Genomic DNA, 12,701 nt, shown 5'->3' with positions numbered 1-12,701 from the left:
TGATTACGACGACGTCCTGAACTTCCCAGTCCATCTGAGCGAGGTGCTCGACGACCTCGCGCGCGAGAGGATGCGCATCGCCGTAAGTGCGGGCGCGCTGATCCATGAGGTCGATGACGGCGCCCTTGGAGGAGAAGCGATCAGCGCGAGTGATGCGATCCTCTGCGTCACGCCAGCCGAGTGCAACCGGTCCTTCCCCGGCACACTCAAGAATGCGATCGACTGGGCTTCACGGCCCTGGGCGCAGAAGCCCTTCGACCGCATGCCGACCGCCGTGATCGGCGCATACACCGGCGTGTGCTGACGGTGCTGCCGAGGCAGTGACGCGCGAGGCCATTCGTCCACCGGCGGGCTTCAGCCACGGCATGATGGTCGAATGGCACTCAGCAGTCAGAACGCGATCACCAACTGGGCGGGCAACGTCATCTTCACGCCGTCGGAGGTGCTGCGCCCCACCGATGTGGCTGAGGCGCAGCAAATCGTCGCGGACGCCCCTCGGATCAGGGCGCTGGGTACCGGCCACTCGTTCAACGACATCGCTGATGCGCCGCAGCTCATCTCGCTCCGTGATGTCGTATCGCCCTTCGAGCTGGATGAGGCGGCGCGCACGGTCACCGTGCCGGGGGCGGCACCGTATGGGGCGGTGGCCGCGTTCCTGCAGGAACACGGTTGGGCACTGCATAATCTCGGTTCGCTGCCGCACATCTCTGTGGCGGGCGCCACAGCCACCGGCACCCATGGTTCCGGTGACGGCAACGGCGTGCTGTCGACCGCCGTGCGCGGCATCGAACGCATCGGCGCGGATGGCGAACTGACCTGGGTGCGTGCCGGCGAGCCGGACTTCGACGGCAGCGTCGTCGCTCTGGGAGCTCTCGGCGTGATCACCCGCATACGGTTCGCGATCGAGCCCACGTACGACGTGACCCAGCAGGTGTACACCGGCATGAGCTGGGACGTCTTCCTCGAGGAGTTCGACGAGATCATGGGTGCTGCGTACAGCGTGAGCGTGCTCGGACGCTGGAGCGTGCCGACTCTTTCGACGCTCTGGCTCAAGCAGCGCGCGCTCCGGGATCAGGTCGGTTCAGTGGATGCTGCGCAGCACCTGTTCGGCGCAGAGCGCGTCACCGAGGAAGTGCACGCCATCATCGACGGCGACGCGCCCGACGACAACATGACGCCGCTCGGAACGAGCGGAGCGTGGTCGGGAAGGCTCGCGCACTTCCGCTTCGACCGCGCACCCAGCGCGGGAGGGGACGAGATCCAGTCCGAGTTCTTCGTTCCGCGCGCGGCGGCGGTCGATGCGCTGCGGGCGATCCGGCCGCTCGGCGACCGGATCGACCCGCTGCTGCACGTGAGCGAGTTCCGCACGTTCGCGGGCGACGACCTCTGGCTCAGCGGCGGCGAAGGCGGCGGGCGCCTCGCCATCCACTTCACCTGGCGGCAGCGTCCGGCCGAAGTAGCCGCCATCCTGCCTGACATCGAGGCGGCGCTCAGGCCGTTCACGCCGCGCGCGCACTGGGGCAAGGTGTACTCGACAGCATTCGATCAGGCCGCGGGCTTCCGCCGCCTCGGTGATTTCGCAGCCCTCGCCGCGCGGGTAGACCCGACAGCAAAGTTCCGCAACGACCACCTCGACCGCGTGCTGGCGGTCAGTGGTTCCGCAGCGCAGTGATCAGTTCAGACTTGCGCTTCTTCGAGTAGCCGGTGAGGCCGAGCTCCTTCGCACGGCCGCGCAGGTCCTCGACCGTCCAGTCGTCGTAGTCGGCGGCCTTGCCGCCGCGGCGACCGACCTCCGATCGCCCGCGTTTCGTGCCACCGGTGGCGTTCGAGATGCGTGCCGCCTTCTCCTTGGATGCGCCATCGTCTCGAAGCTCCTCGTAGAGCTCCGGATCCTTCAGCCCTGAGTTCGCGCCGCGTGGCATGTTCTTCTCCTTCGGTTGACGTCGGGTGATGTTCAGGCGCGGTGGTGGGTCTGTGGCTCGAGGTGCCCGGCGTGCGGGCTGAACTCCTCCGCGCGCGCTCGCAGCATACGAACGGCAGTATCGACGGTCGCTGCCATGACGGCATCCGGGCCACCCTCGAACTGGAGGTGCTCGTGCCCATGCCGGTCATGCACCGCCCACCCCAGGTATACGGTTCCGGCAGGGTGACCGTCCTCGGAATCCGGACCGCCCACGCCGGTCGTGGCGACGCAGATGTCGGCCGCGAACAGCTCGAGACCGCCGATGGCGAGCTGCTCGGCGCACTCAGCGGAGCACGGGTCGACTCCGTCCGGGAGGTGAAGCAGATGCTGCTTCACGTCGGTCATGTACGCGACGATGCCGCCGGCGAACCAGTCGCTGGCGGCTTCGCCGGCGCCGATCGCATGGGCGAGGCCTCCGGAGGTGAGCGATTCGACGACGGCGATTCGCAGGCCGTCCGCCCGGGCGAGCGCACTGAGACGATCGATGTCCTCGGTGGTTTGAGTGTGAGGCAATTTGCGTCCTAGCGAGAGATGCCTTCGACCGTCACACCGGTGGCCTCAGGTGCCAGTGAGAGTGCGATATCGGCCTGGCTGATGATTCCTACGAGAATGTGATCGTCGATAACTGGGAGCCTGCGGATCTGATGCTCCTGCATCTTGTCCAGGGCGATGCGGATGTCATCCGCGGCATCCACCGTCACGGGCTTTCCCTGCGCGAGAGCGCGCGCGGGTGTGCTTTCGGGATCGAGGCCTTCGGCGACGGCCCTGACCACGATGTCGCGATCTGTGAGCATTCCCTTCAGCTTCCGGTCCTCGCCGCAGATCGGCAGTGCTCCTACGTCCAGTTCGGACATCAAGGCTGCCGCAATGCTGAGCGAATCGTTCTCACCGATGCACCGCGGTGCAGCGGTCATGATGTCGCGTGTCAGAGTCATGATCCTTTTCCTCTCGTGTCTCATTCGTCTCGTCGTGTTCGTTCGCTCCGCGTGACGATAGACCCGCCCGTTGCCGACCCAGAGGGGGTTGACAGCGCCGCGTCGTGTCGGCTCGTACACGGACGAGACATCGTCAGCCGTCCTTCACCTCGAGCCCGCCATCATCCGACTCGCGGGGCTCTCCCTGGGCATAATCAGGCCGTGCCGGCTGCGGCGGCTGGTCGTCGAACTCACCGCCTTCACGCCCCCCGAAGGGGCGGCCGTGGTCAGCGAATTCGTCTCTGTTGAACACCAGCGTCCAAGGACCTGCCGTGAAGCGGGCGCCGGTGCGCAGGATCTCCGACCGGTCGCCGCCGTCCGTTTCGGCGGACAAGGGATTCGCGTTCATCTCTCCCTCGCCATGGAGGGTGAGCACGTACTCGTCCCGCTCGTCATGCGTGATCGTCGCATGTACCGGGTCGGTGTCGGAAAGACGCAACTCATTGCCCTCTGCGAGGCCGATGCGCACGGCGTCTGTGGTGATGTGGTGAATAGAACGATCATCCTCACGCGAGATGAGCAGGCGCGGGTCGCCCGCGCCCCAGTCGGCGTGTGTCGTGGTCGGCTCGTATCCTGGCGCAGTCTGATCGGTCATATCCGGTCCCTTCGATCTCACTGGAACCGCCACGCTATGCCGGCGGACGCGCAGACGACGAGGGCCTTGACCTCGGGCGTCAGCGCGGCTATCCGGCTGAGTTCTGAACGTCCTCCGGCACCAGCGTTATGCCTCCGCTCGAGTTCGCCGAGTTCGCCATCGCCGTTATCCACTCGGCGCTGAGCGGCGGTGGCTCCGGGGTATCGAACACGAAACGCAAAGGGATCGACGGATGCAGCCAGATGGTGGAACGGCCGGGCCGATCGCCTTCCGGATGCCTCCACGACAGCGTGAAGCTCTCGTTGCGTCGCAACTTCGTGGCGATGACGACCTTGAGGTGCGCGAGTGCGCGATCCTCCACGGAAATCGGTTCGGCGGCGCCGCCGTAGTAGATCATTCCCATCGCATTAGGCTACTCAGAGACGGCCGGGCAGTGCACAAGTGCTGACGGGCGGAGAATCTCACGGAGGTTGAGCGCATATGGGCAAGTTCATTTATGAGGGCGGCGTCAAGGTCGAGATCGAAGACCGCGCGTTGTTGCACATGCAGCTCGTGATCAGCGCGAAGCTGCGGCGGGGCGAGCCCTTCGCGTTCAGCTGGCGCGAGGATGCCAGTGTGGGCGGCGGCCGGACGACGGTGTGGGTGCACCCGGGCAGCTCGATCGTCTACAAGTACTACGGCGGCCGGCAGCCGTCGGTGAATCGGGCATGGGTCGACGCACTCGCCTTCACCGCGAACTCCCCGGCCGGCCTCTACCTCGTCCCCGAGCCGGCAGACAGCGGCGACGCCCCCGGAACCGCGGAGATGTCGACTGTTCCGCCGATCAGCTGATCCGCATCGACCTCGATGTGCCGCTCGGTGACTGAATCGACACCGGTCATGGTCACCGAGCCCTGCGCAAGACACGCGGCATCGCTGTCCTCTGTGGGGATGTTGGGAAGCTCCTCGACGGCGAGACGCACGTAGCTCTCCTCGCTCTCCGCTATCGTCGTCTGCACGATTCCGAACGGCGCCAGCGTGCACTGGCGGACGCCGCGGGGGTCGGGTCGGTTGGGCACATTCACGTTCATGGCGGTGCCGCGCGGCTGCCCGTTCAGAATCGGCAGCAGCCCGATGGCCGATCGGGCGGCGGTGTCCCAATGGAACACGGTCGGATTCATGCCGACATCGAGCGACACGGCCATCGCCCACGCACCGTTCAGCGCGCCGGTCCACGGCGATGTGTCCGTGGGACTCTCCCGCCATGATCGATGCGTTGGAACCGCTCGACTGCGTCGCGGGTGCGGCGATCGTCACCTCGTGGCCGGCCTGTGCCGCGGCATCCGCCAGCGCCACCAGTCCCGGTGCATCGATGCCGTCATCGTTGGTGATCAACGCGCGCTGCATCATGAATCCTCCGTCTCTGCCAGCGCCGCCGAACCGTCCGGGCTGACTCTGCCCTGCGGTACCACCGCATCCGTATCGAACCGTGGAAGGTCGTGCACCTGAACGCCCTCTCGCAGCTGCGCGATCGTTTCCGCGTCGCCGGTGCCGAGGCCGTGGCGGGTGACGTTGAGAGCACCGGCGGCCGCGCCGAGGGTGACGGCATCGCGCAGGCTCTCACCGCGTGTGAGAGCGGCGACGACTCCTGCGGTGAGGGAGTCGCCGGCGCCTCGGGCCTCGTTCTCCTCAAGACGAGGAAGCGACACTTCGGTCATCCCGTGATCATCGAGAAGCGGCCCGCAGACGCTCTCCGGAGAGATCGGCGATGACCAGACGCTGCTCGGTGCGCAGATCGATCGTCAGCCGACGGTAGATGTCCGCCGGCACCGTCGCCTCGCCGGCGGGGCCGCTGAGCAGCACGACCTTGGATTCGGCGCTGCTGTGCAGCACAGCCCCGTAGAGGTCATCACGCGCATGACGATCGATCGGGTCGCCTTCCTCCTCGGCGATCACGATGCGCTGGCCCTGTCGGCGGTCGTGCAGGTACGCAGAGCCGCGTCCCTCGCGTTCGACGGCCACGACGGTGATCCCTTCGTCCTCCAGGAGGTGCTGAAGCGTGCGGCCGATCCCCCCGCTGAGGACGCAGCACATGGTCACCGAGACATCGAGTCTGCGTAGCATGCGAGCCTGCCACACGCCCTGGCCGCCGGCGTGCACATGGATCTCGGATCCCTGAGGGTGGTCTTCCACGGTCACGGTCAGGGTCGGAGAGGGGGCGAGGATCGTCACGTCACTCAGGTCGTCTCCCTTCTTTCGCCGTTGTCGCATCCTCTCAACGAGTGCGCCGCGCTGCCTACCCGTTGACGTGTGCGCGTGATCTCACTAGCCCGCCGAAGTGTCAACCCCCTTGGCCTTGCCGGGTAAGCGAACGAGGGTATGAACACACTCACATCGCGAGAGGAGATCAGAATGCCCACCGAAGATCCCCGCTATGCACACCCGAACGAGGGCTTCCCCGCGCAGCAGCAGGAGGAGCAGCCCGGTCAGACCGATCAGATGCGGCCCACACCGGACCACGGCGAAGACACGTACGAAGGTCACGGACGGCTGGCCGGAAGGCGCGCGCTGATCACCGGAGGAGACTCCGGAATCGGACGAGCGGTCGCCATCGCATTCGCTCGTGAAGGAGCAGATGTCGCCATCGTGCACCTTCCTGAAGAGCAGAAGGATGCTGACGACACCCTGCGCCTGGTGCGAGAGGCCGGTCGCACAGGACTCAGCCTCGCCGGTGACGTACGCCATGAGGAGTTCGCCACCGAGTGCGTGCTGGAGGCTCGACGAGCGCTCGGCGATCTCGACATCCTCGTGCTGAACGCCGCCTATCAGCATGATGTGCCCGGCTTCGCCCATCTGGACACCGAGGCGATGCGCCGGGTGTTCGACACGAACCTCGTCGGCATGCTGTTCTCGGCCAGGGCCGCGTTCCCGAATCTCCAGCCCGGTTCGAGCATCATCGTGACGGCATCCATCCAGTCGTTCGAACCCTCGTCTGGGCTGATCGACTACGCGATGACGAAGGCGGCTCAGGTCGCCTTCGTGAGGGCGCTCGCCGAAGAGGCAGGGCCACGCGGCGTGCGCGTGAATGCGGTGGCACCAGGACCGATCTGGACGCCGCTGATCCCCGCCACCGGATGGGACGACGACAAGGTCCGCAATTTCGGCGCCGACACCCCGCTGGGACGAGCGGGACAGCCCGCAGAGCTCGCCGGCGCCTATGTCTACCTCGCCTCTGGCGAAGCATCATACGTATCCGGCGCAATTCTGCCGGTGACTGGAGGAAAACCATTATGACCATGACAGCCCCGGAGCCCCCGAGGTCCGACGCGACGAAGTGGGAGGTCATTCCGCTCGGACACGGCGCCTGGCGGATCAGCGACGGCTCCAGAAAGCAGAACGATCCAGGACGCCTCGTGGCGTACGTCGACCGCAATGACATGGGCACGCTCGAAGTGCTCTGGTTGCGGAGCCCCTGCCCGACGCGCTCCCGATATCGGGATATTGATGAGCTTCTCGCAAATCTCGACGACGCCGTTGCAGCGGGCCTGAACACGGTGTCCAGCGCGACCCGACCGAACGAGATCCCGCACTTCCCACCGTCGTGACCGTCAGCCGGTGAGCACCACGAGCTCGCGTGTCGAACGGGTCATCGCGACGTAGCGATCGACGGCACCCTCGATGCCATCGCCGAAGGTCTCGGGTTCGGCCAGCACGACGAGGTCGAACTCGAGGCCCTTCGACAGCGCCGGGGTCAGCGATCGCACACGTTCCGTGGTCGCGAAGGTCTCATCGCCGACGATGCAGGCCGTGCCCTCCTCTTTCTCGGCGAGCCACGCCGCAATGATGGCGTCGCGCTCGCTCAACGCCGCATGACGAACGGGGACGCCACTCGAGCGGACCGACGTCGGGACGTTCGCGTCGGGGATGGCGGTGCGGATCACCGGCTCGGCTTCGACCATGATCTCCTCTGGAGTGCGGTAGTTGACCGTGAGTGATGCGATGCGGACGTCCTTCACTCCGGCGTGCGACAGGCGCTCCTCCCAGGATTCGGTGAACCCGTGCCGCGCCTGGGCGCGGTCGCCGACGATGGTGAAGCTGCGTGAGGGGCACCGGCTGAGCAGCATCCGCCATTCGGCATCCGTCAGCTCCTGCGCTTCGTCGACGATGATGTGCGCGAAGGGTCCGCCGAGCAGATCGGTGCTCGTGCGTGGGAGGGCGTCGTCATCATCGAGGCTGTTCTGGACGTCGTCTCCTCGCAGCATCGACATGAGCCCGAGATCGTCGTCGGAGGACTGCATCAGATAGTCGGCGACGTTCGCCCGATACTCCCGCTCCGCCGCCTTCATACGCTCCCGTTCGCGGCGCATGCGTCCGGCATCAGGGTCTCCCACGTGGCGTTTCGCGGCGTCGAGCAGTGGAAGATCGGATGCTGTCCACGCTCGCGCGTCGTCGCGCTGCAGCAGTCTCACCTCGGCGTCGGTCAACCATGGCGCGCATCGCTTCAGGAATCCAGGGCTGGTCCACAGCGCCGCCACCAGGCTCAGCGGCTCGAGCAGCGGCCAGGCGCGGTTGAACGTCTGGGTGAGCGCATCGTCCTGCGCGAGCACACGTCTCAGCTGCGCGCGTGGGATCTGCTCCTCGAAGCGATCGAGCACGATGTCCAGCAGCGTGTTCCACCTCTTCGCGGGCATCGTTGTGCGGGGCATCCGTGTCGATGTCGAACGCCTCCTCCCAATCGTGCGCCTGAATCCGCAGGTCTGCCCAGGGTGTCTCGGCCAGCGTCGCCCGAGCGGGCGGCTGCTCGTACAGGCGCACCGCCGCCCCGACGGCATCGATGAGACGGCCGTCGTCCTTCACGCTCGCCACGGCGGGATCGGTTTCGAGCGGAGCGCCGGCCGCCTCGGGCACCAGGTCACGCAGCGTGCACGTCTGCACCCGGTCCTCGCCCAGGCTCGGCAGCACGTCATCGACGTAGGCGAGGTACGGCTGATGCGGCCCCACCACGAGCACGCCGCCGCCGCTGCCGCGCGAGATGCGAGTGTCCGAATAGAGCAGGTACGCGGCGCGGTGCAGGGCGACGACGGTCTTTCCGGTGCCCGGACCGCCGTCCACGACGAGCGCACCGGCGGACTCTGCGCGGATGATGGCGTCCTGGTCGGCCTGGATCGTCGCCAGCACATCCCGCATCCGCGGGGACCTCGAGCTGCCGAGGCTCGCGATGAACGCGGACTGGTCATCGAGTGCCCCGCCGGCGGCCAGAGCCTCGGCGGTGAAGGCCTCATCCCAGTAGTCGCTGATGCGTCCACCGGTCCAGCGATAGCGGCGGCGGCTGATCAAGCCCATCGGTTCTGCGAGCGTGGCACCGAAGAACGGTTCCGCGGCCGGCGCGCGCCAGTCGACCAGCAGTTGATGACCGTCGGCGCCGATGAGTCCGAGACGGCCGATGTAGGTGCGAGCGCCATCGGCTGTCACTATCCGGCCTAGGCACATCTCGATGCCGTAGCGGCGGAACATCGCGAGGCGCGCGTTCAGTCGATGGATCTTCAGATCGCGTTCGACAGCAGATCCGCCGACACCGCTGGGTGCGCTCAGCGCCCGATCGAGGCGGGCGGATGCGTCAGCGACGCTGTCGCGGACGGTACGGGCGATCGCGGCGAAGTGCTCTTCGTCGGAGGAGATGAGGGCAGGGGTGGCTTTGGCAGCAAGGCGGTCGGGGAGGTGGAAAGCACTGGTCGCGGCAACATTCATGGCGGCTCCGAATCGATCGTGCGCAGCGGGATGCGCGCGCACGATCGACAAGTATGCGCCCGTGAGGGGCCCTTGCCGCAAGCCCCCGCCTCAGCGGTAAACTGGAAGTGCGGGAAGATGGAGGACATGACCTCCTCCGCCCCGCAGATGCAGCGCAACGCACTCGCACCCGGCCTGCTCGCGGCGATCGCCCTCTTCCTGTCGCCTCTGTTTCCGGATGGCACGGTCGCTACCGTGATCCTGTACCTCGTCGCGATCCTCGCTTTCATCGTCGCGTGGTTCGCGTTCCAGGCAGGGCAGTGGTGGTGGAGCATCGTCTTGATCGCGATCGCGGTGCTGTGGAACCCGATTTTTCCGTTCGGCTTCACCGGCTGGGTGTGGGTCGTCGCGCACTTCGTCGCTGCGCTCGTGTTCATCACCGCCGGCGCACTGGTGAAGAACGAGCGCACGGCGCCGTAGCGTGGTGCCGCCGTCCACACAGGCGTAGCGTGCACGTATGGATGATCACCGACCCGACCCCGCTGAAGAACGCCACCCCGACAAACCCGCCGCGCAGGATGAAGGTGCGTCCCTGGGTGGCGATGAGACCACCGAGGAGCAGCTCGATGCTGACAATCAAGTCGAGGAGGACGCGCTGCAGGCGCTGAACCCGGACGATTCACCCGCCTGACTCTGGCCTGGGCCCCAGGGGCCGCGTACGGGTGAGAAACTTGAAGGATGAGCGCTTCCCTCGATGTCACCTCGCTGGCGGATGCTGAGATCCACCGCCTGCGCGAGGATTTTCCGATCTTGCAGACGCAGGTGAACGGGCATCCGCTCGTCTATCTCGATTCCGGCGCGACCTCGCAGCGTCCGCAGGCGGTCCTGGATGCTGAACGCGGGTTCCTGACGACGCTCAACTCCGCCGTGCACCGCGGGGCGCATACTCTCGCTGCCGAGGCGACGGAGCTGTTCGAAGACGCCCGCGCCACGGTGGCACGGTTCGTCGGCGCTCACGACGACGAGATCGTCTGGACGTCGAACGCCACCGAGGCGATCAACCTCGTCGCGTATGCGTTCTCGAACGCATCCGTCGGACGCGGAGGCGCGGCTGCCGAGAAGTTCAGGCTCGGTGAGGGCGACGAGATCGTCACGACCGAGATGGAGCACCACGCGAATCTCATCCCGTGGCAGGAGCTCGCCGCTCGCACCGGCGCGTCGTTGCGGGTCATCCCCGTCGACGACGACGGTGCTCTGCGCCTCGACGAAGCGGTCCGACTCATCGGCCCTCGCACGAGGCTGGTCGCCGTCACGCACGTCTCCAACGTGCTCGGTGTCATCAACCCGGTCGAGCAGCTGATCGCCGCAGCTCACGAGGCCGGTGCGCTCGTCCTGCTCGACGCCTGCCAGTCGGTGCCGCACCTCCCGATCGACGTGAAGGCGCTCGACGTCGACTTCGCCGTGTTCTCCGGCCACAAGATGCTCGGGCCGACGGGTGTCGGTGCGCTCTACGGCCGTCGCGAACTGCTCGAGGCGATGCCTCCGTTCCTGACCGGCGGTTCGATGATCACCACGGTGACCACGACCTCCGCCGAGTATCTGCCCCCGCCGCAACGCTTCGAGGCAGGCACCCAGCGCGTGTCGCAGGCCATCGCGCTCGCCGCGGCGGTCGACTACCTGTCGGCGGTCGGCATGACACGGATCGCCGACCATGAGGCCGCTCTCGGCCACCGCCTCGTCGAGGGGCTCTCCGCAATCGACGGTGTGCGCGTGCTCGGCGCAGGCATCGACCTGCCGCGGGTGGGCCTTGCGAGCTTCGACATCCCCGGCATCCACTCGCACGACGTCGGACAGTTCCTCGACGACCAGGGGATCGCCGTGCGGGTGGGGCACCACTGCGCGCAGCCGCTGCACCGCCGTCTCGGCGTGACCTCGTCGACGCGCGCCAGCACGTACCTGTATTCGACCGAGTCCGAGGTCGATGCCTTCCTCGAGGGCGTCGCGGCGACGATCGAGTTCTTCGGGGTGCGCTCATGACCTCCAGCGATCTGCAGAATCTGTATCAGGAACTGATCCTCGATCACTCCCGCACCCCGCACGGCTTCGGTCTGCGTGGCGACGTGGAGGCGCAGTCGCATCAGCTGAACCCGACGTGCGGCGATGAGATCACGCTGCAGGTGCATGCGGCATCCGACGGCACGATCGAGGCGATCGCGTGGGAAGGTCATGGCTGTGCGATCTCGCAGGCATCCGCGTCGCTGTTCGCCGAATTGGTCGAGGGCATGACCGTGACGGAGGTCACCACACGCATCGATGCGTTCCGCGAAGCCATGCGATCGAGGGGCAAGATCGAACCGGACGAAGAGCTGCTCGGCGACGCCGCGGCCCTCGGCAGCGTCTCGCGCTATGTCGCTCGCGTGAAGTGCGCGATGCTCGCGTGGGTGGCGGCCGAGGACGCCATCCGCAAGCTCCGCTGATCAGCCGAGGCCCATTGCGTCCGCGGCGCATGTGACGCCGTGTGTCGCTTCGTGAACGAGCATGTCGCCATCGCGTGACCTGCGGGTCGCCGGTGCGGATGCTGGGGACATGAGCCACATCGTCAGCGTGGCGCAGCTGATCCATCTGCAGCGCGCCGCAGAGCACGGCACCGGCCCCGCCGTGCGACTGCTCGACGTGCGCTGGCGACTCGATCGTCCGGAGGGGCGGCTGGAATATCTGCAGGCCCATCTGCCGGGAGCGGTGTACGTCGACCTGGAGCATGAGCTTGCTCGCCGCGGTGAGCCGGCTGAGGGGCGGCATCCGCTCCCTGAGGCCGACGATCTGCAGCGCGCGGCCCGCGGATGGGGGCTCGACGACGGGGACATCGTCGTCGCATACGACGACAATCGCAGCGTGCCGGCGGCGCGACTGTGGTGGCTGCTGCGCCGGGCGGGAGTCGACGTGAGAGTGCTCGACGGCGGCATCCGCGCCTGGACGGCAGAAGGGCTGCCGATCGAACGCGGTGACGTGCTTCCCGCGCCTGGCGGGATCACGCTCAAGGGCGGCGCCGGGGGAGTGCTCGCGCTCGATCAGGTCGAGGAGTTCCGCGACAGCGGTGTGCTGCTCGACGTGCGCACGCCGGAACAGTACAGTGGCGCGCGCACGGCCACTGACCCTGTCGGCGGCCATATCCCGGGCGCGGTGAATCTCCCGGCCATGGTGGCCGTCTCCAGCGACGGCCGGCTGCAACAGCCGGATGTGCTGCGACGCATCTTCGCGACCGCGGGCGTTGATGCCGGTACCGAGGTCGCCGTGTACTGCGGGTCGGGAGTGGCGGCGATGCACACGGCGCTCGCGCTGGAGCTCTCCGGCATCCGTGCGCTCGTCTACCCTGGATCGTGGAGTCAATGGTCGAACACGCGCGGCCAGCCCGTCGCCGTCGGCATCCTCCCTGATGGCAGACTGACCCAGGTGTGATGTGCGG

The 12,701-nt window shown here is 67.0% G+C and carries 19 protein-coding genes and 2 pseudogenes; 10 read left to right on the top strand and 11 right to left on the bottom strand.

Annotation, left to right across the window (positions count from 1 at the left end; all coding sequences use genetic code 11):
• Nucleotides 1–133 precede the first annotated feature (133 nt).
• Nucleotides 134–295 (top strand): annotated as a pseudogene (locus HDC95_RS10350) (NADPH-dependent FMN reductase); the annotation flags it as partial.
• An 81-nt stretch (nucleotides 296–376) separates the two neighbouring features.
• Nucleotides 377–1,672 carry an FAD-binding protein gene (locus HDC95_RS10345; protein ID WP_259063374.1) on the top strand — a complete coding sequence of 432 codons (1,296 nt, stop codon included), beginning with the start codon at nucleotides 377–379 and terminating at the stop codon, nucleotides 1,670–1,672.
• Here HDC95_RS10345 and HDC95_RS10340 read toward each other — a convergent pair.
• The 5 genes from HDC95_RS10340 to HDC95_RS10320 form a co-directional block, all read right to left on the bottom strand.
• A complete protein-coding gene (locus HDC95_RS10340; RefSeq protein WP_259063373.1) occupies nucleotides 1,650–1,922 on the bottom strand; it encodes a Rho termination factor N-terminal domain-containing protein in 273 nt (90 codons plus the stop codon). The two genes, HDC95_RS10345 and HDC95_RS10340, sit on opposite strands and share 23 nt — an antisense overlap.
• Nucleotides 1,923–1,954: 32 nt before the next feature.
• Complete coding sequence (locus tag HDC95_RS10335; protein ID WP_259063371.1) at nucleotides 1,955–2,476, bottom strand: CinA family protein; 522 nt, start codon at nucleotides 2,474–2,476, stop codon at nucleotides 1,955–1,957.
• A gap of 8 nt (nucleotides 2,477–2,484) precedes the next feature.
• Nucleotides 2,485–2,898 (bottom strand): CBS domain-containing protein, encoded by a 414-nt coding sequence (locus HDC95_RS10330; protein ID WP_259063369.1) that lies wholly within the window; start codon nucleotides 2,896–2,898, stop codon nucleotides 2,485–2,487.
• 133 nt (nucleotides 2,899–3,031) lie between these two features.
• Nucleotides 3,032–3,532: a hypothetical protein gene (locus HDC95_RS10325; RefSeq protein WP_259063368.1), complete on the bottom strand. Its 501-nt coding sequence runs from the start codon at nucleotides 3,530–3,532 to the stop codon at nucleotides 3,032–3,034.
• Nucleotides 3,533–3,620: 88 nt separating this feature from the next.
• Entirely contained in the window at nucleotides 3,621–3,935 is a 315-nt protein-coding gene (locus HDC95_RS10320) for a hypothetical protein (protein WP_259063367.1), read from the bottom strand.
• A gap of 77 nt (nucleotides 3,936–4,012) precedes the next feature.
• Here HDC95_RS10320 and HDC95_RS10315 point away from each other — a divergent pair, with 77 nt between their 5' ends.
• A complete protein-coding gene (locus HDC95_RS10315; protein ID WP_259063366.1) occupies nucleotides 4,013–4,363 on the top strand; it encodes an ATP-dependent DNA ligase in 351 nt (116 codons plus the stop codon).
• Here HDC95_RS10315 and HDC95_RS10310 read toward each other — a convergent pair.
• The 4 genes and pseudogenes from HDC95_RS10310 to HDC95_RS10295 all read right to left on the bottom strand — a co-directional run bounded on the left by HDC95_RS10310 (nucleotide 4,285) and on the right by HDC95_RS10295 (nucleotide 5,743).
• Complete coding sequence (locus HDC95_RS10310) at nucleotides 4,285–4,716, bottom strand: hypothetical protein (RefSeq protein ID WP_259063365.1); 432 nt, start codon at nucleotides 4,714–4,716, stop codon at nucleotides 4,285–4,287. The two genes, HDC95_RS10315 and HDC95_RS10310, sit on opposite strands and share 79 nt — an antisense overlap.
• Before the next feature lie 106 nt (nucleotides 4,717–4,822).
• Nucleotides 4,823–4,918 (bottom strand): annotated as a pseudogene (locus tag HDC95_RS10305) (5'/3'-nucleotidase SurE); the annotation flags it as partial.
• Nucleotides 4,918–5,229 carry a PfkB family carbohydrate kinase gene (locus HDC95_RS10300; protein WP_259063364.1) on the bottom strand — a complete coding sequence of 104 codons (312 nt, stop codon included), beginning with the start codon at nucleotides 5,227–5,229 and terminating at the stop codon, nucleotides 4,918–4,920. The pseudogene HDC95_RS10305 and the gene HDC95_RS10300, both read right to left, overlap by 1 nt.
• A gap of 7 nt (nucleotides 5,230–5,236) precedes the next feature.
• Nucleotides 5,237–5,743: a PfkB family carbohydrate kinase gene (locus HDC95_RS10295; protein WP_259063363.1), complete on the bottom strand. Its 507-nt coding sequence runs from the start codon at nucleotides 5,741–5,743 to the stop codon at nucleotides 5,237–5,239.
• A 180-nt stretch (nucleotides 5,744–5,923) separates the two neighbouring features.
• On the opposite strand from HDC95_RS10295, the gene HDC95_RS10290 reads away from it, so the two are divergent.
• Both HDC95_RS10290 and HDC95_RS10285 read left to right on the top strand, forming a co-directional pair.
• Nucleotides 5,924–6,805, top strand: a complete 882-nt coding sequence (locus HDC95_RS10290; RefSeq protein ID WP_259063362.1) for an SDR family oxidoreductase — start codon at nucleotides 5,924–5,926, stop codon at nucleotides 6,803–6,805.
• Nucleotides 6,802–7,116, top strand: coding sequence for a hypothetical protein (locus tag HDC95_RS10285; RefSeq protein ID WP_259063361.1), 315 nt, complete (start codon nucleotides 6,802–6,804; stop codon nucleotides 7,114–7,116). Before HDC95_RS10290 ends, HDC95_RS10285 begins: the two co-directional genes overlap by 4 nt.
• 3 nt (nucleotides 7,117–7,119) lie before the next feature.
• Here HDC95_RS10285 and HDC95_RS16820 read toward each other — a convergent pair whose 3' ends face one another.
• Together HDC95_RS16820 and HDC95_RS16815 are read right to left on the bottom strand one after the other, a co-directional pair.
• Nucleotides 7,120–7,902, bottom strand: coding sequence for a hypothetical protein (locus tag HDC95_RS16820; RefSeq protein WP_310503250.1), 783 nt, complete (start codon nucleotides 7,900–7,902; stop codon nucleotides 7,120–7,122).
• Nucleotides 7,889–9,259 carry a hypothetical protein gene (locus tag HDC95_RS16815; RefSeq protein ID WP_310503249.1) on the bottom strand — a complete coding sequence of 457 codons (1,371 nt, stop codon included), beginning with the start codon at nucleotides 9,257–9,259 and terminating at the stop codon, nucleotides 7,889–7,891. The genes HDC95_RS16820 and HDC95_RS16815 overlap by 14 nt, the downstream gene beginning before the upstream one ends.
• A gap of 126 nt (nucleotides 9,260–9,385) precedes the next feature.
• Between HDC95_RS16815 and HDC95_RS10275 the strand changes: the two genes are divergently transcribed.
• From HDC95_RS10275 to HDC95_RS10255, 5 genes are all read left to right on the top strand, one after another.
• The gene (locus tag HDC95_RS10275; protein ID WP_259063360.1) at nucleotides 9,386–9,718 is read left to right on the top strand and encodes a DUF6804 family protein; all 333 of its coding nucleotides are present in this window, start codon (nucleotides 9,386–9,388) and stop codon (nucleotides 9,716–9,718) included.
• A gap of 37 nt (nucleotides 9,719–9,755) precedes the next feature.
• A complete protein-coding gene (locus HDC95_RS10270) occupies nucleotides 9,756–9,929 on the top strand; it encodes a hypothetical protein (RefSeq protein ID WP_259063359.1) in 174 nt (57 codons plus the stop codon).
• Nucleotides 9,930–9,976: 47 nt separating this feature from the next.
• Nucleotides 9,977–11,275 (top strand): cysteine desulfurase, encoded by a 1,299-nt coding sequence (locus tag HDC95_RS10265; RefSeq protein ID WP_259063358.1) that lies wholly within the window; start codon nucleotides 9,977–9,979, stop codon nucleotides 11,273–11,275.
• Nucleotides 11,272–11,715: a Fe-S cluster assembly sulfur transfer protein SufU gene (gene sufU, locus HDC95_RS10260; RefSeq protein ID WP_259063357.1), complete on the top strand. Its 444-nt coding sequence runs from the start codon at nucleotides 11,272–11,274 to the stop codon at nucleotides 11,713–11,715. The genes HDC95_RS10265 and sufU overlap by 4 nt, the downstream gene beginning before the upstream one ends.
• Nucleotides 11,716–11,824: 109 nt before the next feature.
• A complete protein-coding gene (locus HDC95_RS10255; protein ID WP_259063356.1) occupies nucleotides 11,825–12,694 on the top strand; it encodes a sulfurtransferase in 870 nt (289 codons plus the stop codon).
• Nucleotides 12,695–12,701 lie beyond the last annotated feature (7 nt).

This window comes from Microbacterium sp. AK031, assembly GCF_024807145.1.
Lineage (GTDB): Bacteria > Actinomycetota > Actinomycetes > Actinomycetales > Microbacteriaceae > Microbacterium.
The sequence above is the reverse complement of the archived record's forward strand: the minus strand, read 5'-3'. Positions and strand labels throughout refer to the sequence as shown.